The organism is Flavobacterium sp. TC780 (assembly GCF_056783245.1).
The window spans coordinates 16,838-31,820 of sequence record NZ_JBXBAV010000059.1 but is presented as its reverse complement, the minus strand read 5'-3'; the positions used below and the strand labels follow the sequence as shown (position 1 = coordinate 31,820).

At 31.8% G+C, this 14,983-nt stretch carries 5 protein-coding genes and 4 pseudogenes; 5 read left to right on the top strand and 4 right to left on the bottom strand.

Going from position 1 to position 14,983, the window contains the following annotated elements; genetic code table 11:
- Positions 1 to 36: 36 nt before the first annotated feature.
- The 5 genes and pseudogenes from AC1RYN_RS05900 to AC1RYN_RS05880 form a co-directional block, all read left to right on the top strand.
- Positions 37 to 651, top strand: a pseudogene (locus AC1RYN_RS05900) (urocanate hydratase); the annotation flags it as partial.
- Between the two features lie 35 nt (positions 652 to 686).
- Positions 687 to 1,235, top strand: a pseudogene (locus AC1RYN_RS05895) (DUF4136 domain-containing protein).
- A gap of 211 nt (positions 1,236 to 1,446) precedes the next feature.
- Positions 1,447 to 2,691, top strand: coding sequence for a threonine ammonia-lyase IlvA (gene ilvA, locus AC1RYN_RS05890; RefSeq protein ID WP_481806203.1), 1,245 nt, complete (start codon positions 1,447 to 1,449; stop codon positions 2,689 to 2,691).
- Between the two features lie 276 nt (positions 2,692 to 2,967).
- Complete coding sequence (locus tag AC1RYN_RS05885) at positions 2,968 to 3,357, top strand: group III truncated hemoglobin (RefSeq protein WP_481806202.1); 390 nt, start codon at positions 2,968 to 2,970, stop codon at positions 3,355 to 3,357.
- A gap of 59 nt (positions 3,358 to 3,416) precedes the next feature.
- Positions 3,417 to 5,174, top strand: a pseudogene (locus tag AC1RYN_RS05880) (aromatic amino acid hydroxylase).
- 184 nt (positions 5,175 to 5,358) lie between these two features.
- On the opposite strand, the gene AC1RYN_RS05875 reads toward AC1RYN_RS05880, so the two are convergent.
- The 4 genes and pseudogenes from AC1RYN_RS05875 to AC1RYN_RS05860 form a co-directional block, all read right to left on the bottom strand.
- The gene (locus AC1RYN_RS05875) at positions 5,359 to 5,979 is read right to left on the bottom strand and encodes a DUF4230 domain-containing protein (protein ID WP_481806201.1); all 621 of its coding nucleotides are present in this window, start codon (positions 5,977 to 5,979) and stop codon (positions 5,359 to 5,361) included.
- 59 nt (positions 5,980 to 6,038) lie between these two features.
- On the bottom strand, positions 6,039 to 7,046 hold the full coding sequence (locus AC1RYN_RS05870; RefSeq protein ID WP_481806200.1) for an LLM class flavin-dependent oxidoreductase: 1,008 nt from the start codon (positions 7,044 to 7,046) through the stop codon (positions 6,039 to 6,041).
- Positions 7,047 to 7,495: 449 nt separating this feature from the next.
- Positions 7,496 to 9,797 (bottom strand): annotated as a pseudogene (gene tamL, locus AC1RYN_RS05865) (translocation and assembly module lipoprotein TamL).
- A gap of 4 nt (positions 9,798 to 9,801) precedes the next feature.
- On the bottom strand, positions 9,802 to 14,706 hold the full coding sequence (locus AC1RYN_RS05860) for a translocation/assembly module TamB domain-containing protein (protein ID WP_481806199.1): 4,905 nt from the start codon (positions 14,704 to 14,706) through the stop codon (positions 9,802 to 9,804).
- Positions 14,707 to 14,983: the final 277 nt, after the last annotated feature.

The window sequence follows — 14,983 nt, the reverse complement described above, 5'->3', positions numbered from 1 at the left end:
AAGGTTAATACATGCTCCTGTTGTTAGGGAGGCAGCACCTATACCATTGCTTCGCAGGTCTTAGAAGAAATGGCAAAAACAGCACCCGATGAAATTCAGCAGCAAATGCAGGATAACATCAAATGGATAAAAGGTGCACAACAAAATAAATTAGTTGTAGGATCACAGGCACGAATTTTATATGCCGATGCCGAAGGTCGTATAAAAATTGCAGAAGCTTTTAACCAAGCTATTGCAAAAGGAGAAATTGGAGCTGTTGTTTTAGGACGTGATCATCATGACGTTTCTGGAACAGATTCTCCATACAGAGAGACATCCAACATTTATGATGGCTCAAGATACACAGCTGATATGGCAATACAAAATGTAATCGGAGACAGCTTTAGAGGGGCTACATGGGTTTCAATACATAATGGTGGTGGTGTTGGCTGGGGCGAAGTTATAAATGGTGGTTTTGGTATGATTCTTGATGGAAGTAAAGAAGCGTCAAGACGCTTAGAGTCAATGCTTTTTTGGGATGTTAACAATGGAATTTCAAGAAGAAGCTGGGCACGTAATGACGAAGCAATTTTTGCAATAAAAAGAGCTATGAGTACGCAACCTTTATTGAAAGTGACCATCCCTAATATAGTTGACGAAACATTATTTTAAATCAAAATCGATATAACCTTTAAAACCATCTAAACATGAAAAAATTATTTATTTTACCGATGCTGCTACTTCTTGTCTTAACATCTTGTAGTAGTATTACAGTACACTCAGATTATGATAAATCTGTCGATTTTACTAAATACAAAACCTATGCTTATTTTAAAGCTGGTGTCGATAAAGTAGAGATTTCCGATTTAGATAAAAGAAGAATTTTACGTGCTATCGACGAACAAATGGCTGCAAAAGGATTTACAAAAAGTGACAATCCAGATTTATTAATAAACATTTTTACTAAAGCCAGAGAAGAAGTAAACGTAAACCAGTTTAGTGCTGGATGGGGCTATGGATGCGGGTTATGGATGGAACCCATACTTAATGATGGGAAATCAAACTTCTGTTTCAACATCTACTCAAGGAACTTTATACATCGATTTTATCGATGCTAAGAAAAAAGAAATGATTTGGCAAGGTGAAGGAGTTTTGGCTATTTAACTCAACAAGGAGGAGATAAAAAAGATAAAATAGTGGGTGATTTCGTAAGTAAGATACTATCACAATACCCTCCTACAATTACAAAAAAATAATATTTTTGTTGTTCTTATTAAATAATTAATACATTTGTTTTTTCAAATAATAAACAATGACAAACTTAAATAACATCATTATCGCTATTATTAGCATTATTGTAATTCTACAATAGTGGCGAGGTGTTATATAAATAAGTGAAAAAAATACAATTTATTAAACCTCCCAACTTGGGAGGTTTTTTTTATTTTAAAAAATAACCAAAAACATATGACTTTATTTAACCAAGTAATTACAGCCAAAGAACAACTAAGCAAAGTAGTTGCCGCTACTCCACTAACACAAAACCTGAACCTCTCAGACGAATTTAAAGCAACTATCTTATTAAAAAGAGAAGATTTACAAATTGTACGTTCCTATAAAATTAGAGGTGCCTATAATAAAATTTCCTCTCTAAATACTACCGAAAAAACAAAAGGAATTGTTTGTGCTAGCGCAGGAAATCATGCACAAGGCGTGGCATACTCTTGTAATTTATTACAAATAAAAGGCAAGATATATATGCCAAAAACTACTCCAAAACAAAAAGTAAAACAAGTACAATTATTTGGAAAGTCTTTTGTAGAAATCGTTCTTACAGGAGATACTTTTGATGATGCCTATGCTTCTGCGACTGAAGATGCTTTAAAAAGTAATAGAATCTTTATCCATCCTTTTGATGATTTAAAAGTTATTGCGGGACAAGGCACTGTAGGACTAGAAATTCTGGAATTCTATAAAGACCCCATAGATTACGTATTTGTTCCTATAGGCGGTGGCGGATTAGCATCGGGACTTTCAGAAGTTTTTAAGCACTTAAGCCCTGAAACCAAAATTATTGGTGTCGAGCCAAAAGGGGCCCCATCAATGAAAACGTCTATTATTGATGGCAAAAATGCACCTTTAAAAACTATTGATAAATTTGTAGATGGTGCAGCAGTAAAACAAGTTGGTAATATAACCTTTGATATATGTCGTAAAAACTTAGACGATATTATCCTTGTTCCCAAAGGTAAAGTCTGTACCACTATTTTGCGATTGTACAATGAAGAAGCAATGGTCGTAGAACCAGCAGGAGCATTAACTATAGCTGCATTAGACTTTTATAAAGACAAAATAAAAGGTAAAACGGTAGTTTGTGTTGTAAGTGGCAGTAACAACGATATTGAACGAACTGCCGAAATAAAAGAGCGTTCTCTGCTTTATGAAGGATTAATGCATTATTTTATGATTCAATTTCCACAACGTCCAGGCGCGCTTAAAGAATTTGTAAATGATATATTAGGTCCTAATGATGATATCACTTATTTTCAATTTGCAAAGAAAAACAGCAGAGAGGTAGGCTCAGTAGTAGTAGGATTAGAACTAAAAAACAAAAAGGATATTATAAACATAAAAACCAATATGGTAAACAAAGGATTTGAGTTTCAATATCTCAATGAAAATCAGGATTTATATGCGCAGCTTATTGGGTAGTAACTAAAAACACTATCAGAATTAGTCCTAACAGGATTTAAGTAATGAGCAATGCATTATTTTTAGTTATTTTAATCGATGTTACTCCTTCATGACTCTCTGATTTTTAACCTTTCGACTTACTTACGTGTGTATTAAAAAATGAAAAGACTATAAATTCAACTCTTGACATATATTGATTCTTTTAAGACCTTTTTTGCATTCATTTAACTAAGATTATAAGATAAACCCTCTTTTATATCTTATTTTTACATATAATTTTTTTTTACATACAACATGGTAATTTTAGATATAGCAACAATCGAAGACATAAAGTTATTAGTTAATACTTTTTATGGCAAAGTTCAAAAGGATGACCTCATTGGACCAATTTTTAATGAAAAAATTCAAGGAAGATGGCCGGAACATTTAGAAACAATGTATAAGTTTTGGCAAACTATTTTATTAGAACAGCACACCTATTCCGGAAGCCCATTTCCACCGCACAAACATTTGCCTGTAGACCAATCACATTTTACTAGATGGATGGAGATTTTTACAAAAACGGTAGATAGTCTTTTTATAGGTATTCTCGCTGAAGAAGCTAAGATACGAGCTGTAAGCATGGCATCCATATTCCAGCATAAAATTGAATATTTTAAAGATTTACAAAAAACAACTAAATAAAAAACTAAAAATAGTTCTTTAAATTCGTAATTTCGCAAAAGAACTACAACGATTTCGAAATGAACCCAATTATTGAAACAAATCCATTATTAGATAGATTGCCTAACCATTTAAAGCAATTTATTAAACCACAAGATTATAGTGATTATACTCCAATTAATCAAGCGGTTTGGAGATATGTAATGCGCAAAAATGTTGACTATTTATCTAAAGTAGCGCATCATTCCTATCTAGATGGATTGAAAAAAACAGGAATCGAAATCAATAACATTCCAAGCATGTATGGCATGAACCGAATCCTAACTGAAATTGGTTGGGCTGGGTAGCTGTTGATGGTTTTATTCCGCCAAATGCTTTTATGGAATTCCAAGCTTATAATGTTTTAGTAATCGCTTCTGATATTCGTCAGCTCGAACATATAGAATACACACCTGCACCAGATATTATTCACGAAGGTGCTGGGCATGCTCCTATTATTGCTAATCCTGAATATGCTGAATACTTACGTCGCTTTGGCGAAATTGGCTGTAAAGCCATTTCTTCACACAAAGATTACCAAATGTATGAAGCTATTCGATTGCTTTCGATCTTAAAAAGAAGCTGAAGGAACTCCACAAGCAGATATTGATCAGGCTGAAAAGGCAGTTGAAGATTTGCAAAATAACATGGGAGAATTGTCTGAAATGGCACAAATAAGAAACTTACATTGGTGGACTGTCGAGTACGGTTTAATTGGAACTATTGAGGACCCTAAAATTTACGGTGCTGGTTTATTATCATCAATTGGCGAAAGCGCTTGGTGCATGACCGATAATGTTACGAAAATTCCTTATGATATCTCGGCAGCAAATCAGAGCTTTTGATATTACAAAATTACAACCTCAACTATATGTTACACCTACTTTTGCACATTTAAGCCTTATTCTTGAAGAATTTGCTAATAAAATGGCATTACGTACTGGGGAATTTCAGGCATTCAAAAATTAATAAATTCAAATGCTTTAGGAACGATTGAACTAAGCACTGGATTACAAATTTCTGGTGTTTTTACCAATGTTATTGAAGCTGAAGGCAAACCTATTTATATACAAACAACAGGCAAAACTGCTTTGTCCTACCGTGAAAAAGAATTAGTAGGACACGGAACCCTAACTCACCCTGAAGGTTTTGGCAGCCCTATCGGAAAATTAAAAGGTTTTAATCTTGCTATTGAAGACATGAGTCCGATGGATTTAAATGCCTACAAAATAGTCGAAAACGAGAATATAAAATTAGAATTCGAAGGAGGAATCATCGTACAAGGAGAAATCATTACTGGTTCAAGAAACCTACATGGTGAGATAATTTTAATCAGCTTTAAAAATTGTACTGTAACTCACGGAGACACTATTTTATTTAAACCAGAATGGGGTAATTACGATATGGCAATTGGCAAGAAAGTAGTTTCTGCTTTTTCGGGACCAGCCGATGTAAACAGTTTCGATCTGATTAATTCAGTTCCAAAAACAAAAACCATCAAAGCTAAACATTCTAAAGAACGTGATGAGCTAGAAGAACTATATCAACAGGTTAGAACTATAAGAGAAACTAACTCTCATGAAACATTACTGACTTCTGTATTCGAAAAGATCAAAGCAAATCATACTAATGACTGGCTATTATCTATAGAAATCACAGAACTTTTAAAGAATAGTAATCAACCCCAATTATTACAAGAAGTATTGGCTCATCTTGAAAACTTAAAAACAAGAAGACCTGAAGTAGCCCATTTGATTTCAGGTGGTCTGGACTTGATTTTTGATAAGGAAAAGTGTTAAGACTTTTTAAAATGCCTCAACTTCGCTCGGCATGATAAAATCATAAATATATTTTCCACAATACTGTCTCCCTGAGTCGAAGGGCGCGTAAACAATTGCGGTGCTTCGACTCCGCTCAGCATGACAAGATTGCAAGAAAACTTTGTACCTCTGAGCCTTTGAAACTTTGAACCTTAGTACCAACCTACAACTTCAAGTCATTACTTAAATCTGCTTCACTTTGAATTTCTTTTCCATCGTATTGTAGTTTCCAACCCATTGAATTTGTTAGAATTAAAATTTTAGATAATTCGCTAATCAATCGGTTTTGAGCATTTGTTTTAAGTGATGATTTTTCTATTTTCTTAGCCAAATTCTCTTTTACTGATTTATTTATTTTATTATAATCGTCTCCTGTAAAAGCATTTAACTGACTTTGTTCAACATTATAATATTGAATATCTGGATTGATTGTAATTTCCTCTTTTGGAATTGACACAATCTTTATAACCTTATTTTTCTCGTCAATTTCATATTTCATTTTATGTAAATCATAGGCAACTGTAACATTTGCATTTACTATAATCAACGCTTTCTTTTCAAAAGAAATCATATCTAGCAAGTACTTGTTTGAGTTTTTATAAGTTACAACTTCCGAGAAATGTCCTTCGGTAACTATCAGTTTTCCAACGTTTACAATTTGTTGCTGTATTAAATTGGTATTATAATCCAAACTCGTTGAATCATCTTTCTTAAACTCACAATACTTAAATGCAAGGATAATCCCTACTATAATTACAATTCCAGCTATGATTCTTCTCGACATAATTGTATTTTAATGATGGCTATTATGTAGCCAATTTAGTGATTTTTTAGAAAACATCACTACGCTTTATTTATGTTATCAATAACTTCTTTAAGAATTTTTAAACTTTTTAGCTTATCCTGATGATTATAAATTGGACTGGTAATCATCAATTCATCTATACCTGAACGGTCTATAAATTGTTTTAAGTCTTTTCCTAACTTTTCTTTATTTCCTGTAAAAGTACAAGCGACCATCTGATCCACATGGAATTTTTCTTCCTCACTCATTAATCCATCTAATGATGCAAGTGGTGGTTGAACTGGCTTTCTGTTGTTACGTATTAACCCTAAAAACATTTGATATAAAGTAGTCGACAAAACTTCGGCTTCTTCATTTGTATCTGCTCCAATTGCATTTACACAAGCCATTGTTTTAGGACTGCTCAAATATTTTGATGGAATAAAGTTTTCTCGATAAAATTCAAATGCTTGTAACATCATTCTTGGTGCAAAATGCCCTGCAAATGCATATGGCAATCCTTTTGCTGCCGCTAACGAAGCACTATCCATACTAGAGCCTAATATCCAAACAGGCACATTAGTTCCTTCGGCAGGAAAAGCACGTACTTTTGCAGAAGCATTATCAGATGAAAAGTAATTGTGAATGGCTTGAACATTTTTCGGGAATTGCTGTGACTGTGCATAAAAATCTTCCCGAATGGCCTGAGCTGTTAAAGAATCTGTTCCTGGAGCTCTACCTAAACCTAAATCTATTCGATTAGGATAAAGTGTTTCTAATGTTCCAAATTGTTCCGCAATAATAAGTGGTGAATGATTGGGAAGCATTATTCCTCCTGATCCCACACGAATGTTTTGCGTTTGACTTGCTATATAACCTATTAAAACTACTGTCGCCGTGCTGGCCACATGCTCCATATTATGATGTTCGGCCAACCAAAATCGGTTATAACCTAAATTATCAGCTAATTGAGCAAGCTCTTTTGTTTTCTGAAATGTTTCTTTTGCATCACTACCTTCTGTAATTAATGCTAATTCTAATAAAGAAATGGGTATATTATTGTTCATTGTGATTAATCTTTTTACAAAATTAACCATTAATAAATTCTCAATTGTTAATTGAATTATAATTTTTTAACAGCGTTAAATAAATTTAACACCGATAAACCGCTCTTCCTATTTTGAATGATTACAGAATATTTTGAAAACATAAAATTTATTAGAACAACTTGATGAATGCATGAGTTATTTTTTGTAACTTTAAATAACAAATTATAAATCCCTTGTTTATGAAAACTCGTAGAAAAATTAAATATATCACTAAGCGATATATTTACAGAATCATCAGAGATATAAGCGGCAATAAGGATAAGTCTAAAAAGTTGCTTTTATCTAATTTATTAAAAACAAACGTCCAATTACTTAAAGGTATAGATGTTAATAGCACGATGCTGTTTTAACCCAAGTATGGCAACAAAACTACAATCTTAAATATTCTAATTTTGTATTGGATTATCTTAAAAAGGGTACCCAATTGCGATATTAAGTATCAGATTGTCTTTTCTCCAAGAACCACTTCCAAAATTAATATCATCGATTACCCATCGTTGTCCTTCGGGTAAATATGGTATTCTTAGCGGAAACGCAATGTCGGTTCTTAATACTAAGAATGATAAATCGAAACGTAATCCTGCACCTGCACCAACAGCAATTTCTTTCATAAAGTTTTTACTGATTTTTGCTCCAGGTTTATTAGTGTCATTATTGAGCAGCCAAACATTTCCAGCATCTAGAAATATTGCTCCTCGTACTATACTAAACAATTTAGCTCTGTATTCTGTATTGAACTCTAGCTTTAAGTCTCCTGACTGATCTGGTAAAAAGTTGCTCGTTGTATCTTGACTTTTAAAACTACCAGGGCCAAGTGATCGGGCTCTAAAAGCGCGAATACTATTGGTTCCTCCTACAACAAATTGCTTTATCGAAGGCAAAGAAGAAGAATTACCATACGGCAAGCCTACTCCAAGAATAAGTCGGCTTGCTAATTGGCTTTCTTTTCCTAATTTAAAATAATGCCTAAAATCAGTTTTTAGTTTTACATATTGACTAAAAGGAACATCGAATATTTTTATGGCATTATCCTTCTTGATATTTGCTTTTGTTGCCAAGCCTGTTATATTACCTGCTAAATCAAGCTCGCCATTAAAATAGAATGTATTCTTTTTTCTCTTTTGCATCGTATTGGTGTAAGTATACGAATACGTAGGTCCAAAAATCAATTGTTTTTCGAGTACTTTAGATAATGATTTATCTTTCTCTACCTGTTCTAAATAATAAGGCGTCACATGATTTGGACTTACATAATTAACCTCTATGATATCCAATTGATGTTCTTTTCGAACATTTTCTTTCCATGAATAACCAAAAGATCCTCTAAAAGAATTTAAAGCATATAGATTAATTCGGTTTTGATATTCATATCCTAAACTTGCTTTAGTTCTTGGAACAAACTCACTAGAACCTTGAAAATTAAACGGCGTAATTAATCTTGGCCAGGTTAAACTTGCTTCACCTCCTACTTTATATATATTATTCCCTTTATTTTGTCCCGAAATTTGAAAATCTGCTCCTCCAAATACTGATAATGTAAATAATTCAGCTCCTCTAAGTAAGTTTCTGTTATTCCAGTTTGCATTGATCTCTGTACCTGAATAACTAGCCGAATTGGTTTTTCCTAATACCTCAACCCTAATAAATTTCTTTGGCAATAAGGTTAGATAATAATAGGCATCTAAAGCATTTTTTATACTATCAGATTCTTTAAATTCATTTTTTACAAAATTAAATGTTCCTAAATTCACAAAACGATTCAGAGAAAGGTTGTGATCGGATCGATTATAAAAATCTCCTTTCTTAAAATACAAAGCTCTATCAAATACTCTTGGTCTAAATGTATTTGTCGAATCTATAATTGTAAAATCTTTATACTTTACGATATCCTCTTTTTTATAGGCTACAGCTGTACTATCCTTTAAAATAGAAAAATTAGGATATACAACTATATCATTTATCGTATAAGGTACTTTTGCTTTTGCTGGCGTTTCGTCTTTTATTTTTAATTTTATACTTACCTCGTAATCTCCTTTAGTACTATCGACTTGTGCTAAGATATAATCTGGATTAAAATAATAAAATCCTTTTTCTTTCAATCGCGAATCAATACGCTCTCTCTCTGATTTTATAACATCCAAGTCATAAGGCTTCCCTACTTTTAGCAATGATCTACGAGTTGTTTTAGCTATTGTTTTAGCTACAGCCGAAGAATCTTCTGGAAACGTAACACTTTTTATTTTATATTGCTTTCTAGGTATAACGGTATATTCTGCTGTTGCTCTTTTATCTTTTGCAGTAGAATCAGCACTAACTCTCACTTTAAAGAATCCTTTATTTTCAGCATAATTTCTTAACACCGCTGAGTTATAATCTAAATCGACTTTACTGTAAAGTACTGGAGCTTCTCCAACTTTATTCCTTAACCAATACCTTGTTCCTTTCTTTTTCTTAGGCTCTCCAGCTATATTGTATATCCATAATTTAATACGCAATCCTAAAAATTGTTTATTAGGCAAAGGGCGCAACATACTTTGTAATTCGTTTTGAAGTGCTGTTTTTTCTTTCTTTTTAAGAATCAGAATCTTCTACTTTTACCGAAGCACCTGTGTACAATAAATCTCCTTTTGGCAAATACTTGGTATTACTACATCCTAATGCAAAAAACAAAGAGAGTATTATAAAATATTTTAAATATTTAGTTCCCATATTGCTACGTTTTTTGCTCTTGTTCATTATCTAATTCTTCTTTCTTTTTCTCTTCCTTCTCTTTTTGACTTTCTTTCTCTTTACGTAATTTTTCTTTTCTAATTAGTTCTTTTTCTTCTTTGCTGCGATGAAACAATTCTCTAAACTTATTGTAATTCATCGTAATAATGAATGCAACTCCAGTTTCAACAACCTGTCCTTCTACTGCAACTTGATATTGGTTTTTACGATAGGCTCTAACCATATATCGTCCGTCTTTTGTAAGTTGATAATCTATAGCAACATCTCCTGCAATATTGGTATCCTGCTCATTATTATCTTGACCTTCTAGTCCAAAACTACTTCCGATAGTTACTTTTAATCTATCATCCAATAATTTCTTAGAAATCCCCACATTTAAATCAGTTTTATTTTGTTTTGTCCCCGAAGTGTAATCATCTGTAGATTCAAGATCAAACTCTAATTGGACACCACTTATTAAATCTCCTGCCAGATTATTTAATTGATCCGATAATATTTTACTCACACTTTGTCTCGCCATAGATTCGGCACTTGTACCGCCACTTTCACTTGCAAAAGGGTTTTCACCAACAAATCGATTCAAGAGTAAAAGTGCAAAAACCTGCTTGTTTAATTCAGCTGGATCTTGTCGTAAACGCTGTAATTTTGCCTGAGAAGTGGTTACTATATCTGATGAAACATCATAATTACCATCTGGCAGAACAATATCAAACGAGATTTCTGGTTTCATCAATTCTCCGTTCATCTTTAATAAAGTTTGAAACGGAATTTTTTGTTTGTATGTGTTTTTTTGTGCTGGAGTCAAAGTTCCTAACTGATTTCCCAATAAATCTATTGGAGCTGTATTTACTTTATATATTGCTGTTAAATTTAAATTTGCCATTGTAGGCTCCCCGTTCCATATAATATAACTTCCTTTTTGAATATCAAATTTTCGTTTTATCATATTAAAACTCATTTCATATGCCCCTTCACTAAACTCATATTTTCCAGTAAGAGTAGTTTTTCCTGAAGGATCAATTCCTCCAATAAGATCTGCTTCACCCAATAATCTCAGGTAATCTCCATTTCCTTTATCTATAACCAAAGTAAGTTCTGCCTTTTTATCTATCGAAATTGCAACGCTTACATCCATACCAATCAATTTCGATTGATTAAGTTTACTTTCCATCGCAGCAGTTTGTTTCAATAATAAATTATCTTCATTTACAAACTCTACAATTCCCTCTCTGTCGGCAATAGATGGATCTGATTGAGGCATAACAACAGTAAATTTTGTATCCTCATTAATTTTTACATTTCCTCCTACAACTGGATTATCAAGTGTTCCTTTTATATTCAAATTAGCATCTAAAAATAAATCTCCATAAAACAAATCGTTATCAGCTTCAGTAGAATTAATAGCTCTAAAATTATCTGCTTTTATGGTTAATCCAAAATCATAATTTTTAAAATCATTAGAATTGATTTTTCCATTAACAAATAACTCATTCTTATTTTCATCATAAACAGAGAAGTTATCAAAAATTATTGCACCATTCTCTAATTTTATTTTTTCATTAGTTATTTTAAAATTAGAATCAAATTTTGTCACCTTAAAAGCTGTATCGTTAAAGTCCAGTTCCCCATTTACTTTTGGCGCATCAGCATTACCTGTAATTTTAAAATTTCCTGATAAGTAACCGGAGCCATCTTTAAGATTACCCATACTAAAGCCCTGAATACTCTTAATATTTAAATGATTAATCGCCACATCAAAATCAAAAGTACTATCATCAATTTTATAATTTCCTGTAAGATTTACATCATTTCCTTGCTCACTTAATGTAATATTAGCTGTTAATAAATTATTGGTTTTGTAATCTACTTTTATACCTATATCACCAACTGGCTCTCCTTTAAAACTAAAATCGTCTATTTTTAAATCAGATGTAAAAGTTGGCTTTGTCATAACGTTTTCAACCAAAGCCGATCCATTTATCAATCCTTGAGCTAACAATTTGTCTTTTGTAACCATATTTAAAATGGTCTCAATTTTAAAATTGACAAAATCTATTTGTAATGGTGCATTCTTCCCTTGGTTTTGAGATTGAATTTTTAGTTCATTTCCTGAATTATCTAAAAAGAACTTATCTATATAAAGTCTTTTATCTCCAAATTCAATAGAGTTTTCAGGATTCATATTCCATTTATCGTAATTCAAAACAAAATTATCTGAATCAAATTTTATAGTGTTTTTGGCATTTTCGTGAAGTAATTCTCCTTTAATAAAATACTGTTCTTTGTCTTCTTTATCTTTTATTTGCAATGCATACTCTAAAATATTGTTTTCAATTTTACCTGACAAACCAACAAATGGTATTTTAAAATCTCCACTCTCTACAGGAGTTACTGAAACCTGATATTCTAATGCTTTGTCCTTTGCTTCTATATTTATTTTACCATCAGAAATTGTATTTGTATCATAAATAATTTTCGGGATAGTTCCTTTTACTTCTAAAGAATCTACCACATTATTATACTTTCCAGTAATCTTGATAGGCTCTAAACCTTTAAGTTTTGGGACAAGCTGAAATAACAATGGATCACTATCTACTGACAAATTAAACGTTACTCGCTGTTCATCTGAATCTCCTTTTGTTTTAGGAACTTGCAAATCCATATATTTGGACAAGGATTTTTTTAATGCTGCCGATAATGTCGTTAACTTATACTTCCCATCAACCTCGGCTTTAAGAAATTGCGACTGTATCTTAATATTGTTTCTTTCTTTATCGGCATAAGCCAAAATTTTAATAGAATCCAATACAATTGGTTGTGCTCCTTTTAAAACCTGAATGTTTGATAAGAAAACCTTTCCGTTTAAAAAATCAGGATTACTATTGACTATATCTGCATCAATATTACCTCGAAGTTTCATCGGGCCTGCATGCAGATTTAGCTTTTCAAGATCTGCAATATCTAGGTTTAGTTTTAATTTTACTGCTGGGTATTTATCATCAAATCTTCCGTTAGCAACTAAACCTAAGTTCAAATTTGGATCTTTTATTCCCGATTTAATTGCGAAGGCACCTTTTGCAATCTCTCCTTTTAAAATTAAATCTTTGTATGTATATTTATTAAATACTGCTTTCTGTACAATTCCGTCTAAGTGCGCCTGCGCTGTTTGAGGATCCAATCCTTTCCCTTTTACTTTTGCTTTAAGCGTAATTTTTCCTAATGAATCATTTTTTATTAATTTACCTAAATCAAATTCTATAAATGAGATTGTTGCATCATATCTCTCTGACTTCTTAATTCGTTGATCAAATAAAGCATCCACTTTAGCATTTCCGAAACTACTATTTAATGCCAAATTAGTTTTAAAATTATTGACTGATCCTTTAAATTTTCCTTTTAAATTAAACTGTGAAGGCAGCTGAATATTTTTCGGGATTGTTCCTGCTGGCACAAACGAAATCACATCTTTGGATGAACTCACAAAATTTTTTATATCCAAATCATAATATGCTTTTTGGGCATCTGGCAATCCTGTAATCTTTCCTGAAACTGAAACTTTTGTAGTTCCAATTCCGCTCATTTCAAACTGCGGAATAACTAAATCTTTTACTTTCCCACTCACTCGTGCGTTTATAGACAAAACTGCATTAGGATTGCTCTTAAACGGATTGGTGTTTTGTAAATCTGGAACAAAAAGCAATATGTCTTTAAAACCTACTTTTGTCTGATTAAAAGTAGCATCCAATGTAAGATTGTCTATACTCTTAGTAACCGCTGCAATTGATGGATAACCTACTTTTATCTCTTTTTGTAATAAAGTCTGTGGTGTTTTTAAATACAGATTCTTTAAATATGCATTTTTAGGTCCATAGAAAAAATCTGATTTGAATTCTTGAATTTTAAGTCCACTTTTTTCATTTACTGCAAACGACTGTAGGTTTCCCGAAATAGTATCATTTGCATAATACAGTTTTTCGGCTTTTAAATTAAAATTATTCAAATCCAGATGTCCGTAATCAATCCCTCCCTTAGCAGGTTTCGATTGCATATCATCATATTTAAAAGCAACATTTTGTATATCAGCAGATTTCAATTTTAATTTCCATCCTGCCTGAGGAATTGCTGTAGAATCTAAATCTGGAGCTTTAAGTTGTTTTTCTTTTATCCCTAATCGTAAATTTCCTTTTAGGTTTTTTAACTCAAAAGCATCAAAATCCAGCATTTGATTGTTTAAATCTACTTTATTAACCAACAGTTGTAATTTATCTAATGTTACCCCCGAAGCAAGTTTAGAATCTTTATTATCATATGAAATATCAATCTTGGACAGTTTTATTTTATTTAATTTCAAATTAAAATCTGGCCTTTTAGAAATTGTATCTACTGTATTTACCGAAACTTCGGCTATTTTCTCAACCAAATCCTGATTTAAGACTAATTTTAATCCGTTTAAATCAATATTCGGAATATCGAAATCCATTTTATCCAAATCGAATTTCTTAAATTCTGTTTGAAAATCAGTTAACTTAACACGGATATCATTTTTAGAGAAATCATCTTTAAAATTAAAATTGATTTTATTCAAATTGATCTTTACAATTGATATCTTAAAGGGTTTACTGTTAGGATCTACAGGTTCAGGTTCTTTAGAAGCAAATGCAGCAATTATATAATCAAAATTAAAAACTCCGTCTTTGTTTCTGGAAATATTAGCAGTCGTACTTTCAAGAGAAATCGAGTTTATTTCTACTTCACTATCTATAAGTTTAAACAAATCAATATCGACTTCTAATCGTTTTCCGCTAAGTAGCGTATCTTTTTTTTGATCTTCAAAATAAAATCCTTCTAATACAATATCTTTAGGAAAATCAATCGATATTCTATCCAAAGAAACTTTGGTTTTTTGTTTTTTGCAAAAAAGTGATTGCTTTATCTTTAGCAAAATTTTGTACTGCCGGAACCTGAATTAAAATTATTATCAATAGCAATAGTGCCACTATTGTAATGACGCACCAAAGTAGCACTCGAAGTATTTTTTTCAGAAAAAAAATCGTTTCTTATTCATATAAAGAAAATAAGGCTAATAAATGGTTTAGATTATCGATATATAGTTATTAAATTTAACTAACCATATCCAATTTACAAAATTGTAAAAAATATACCTC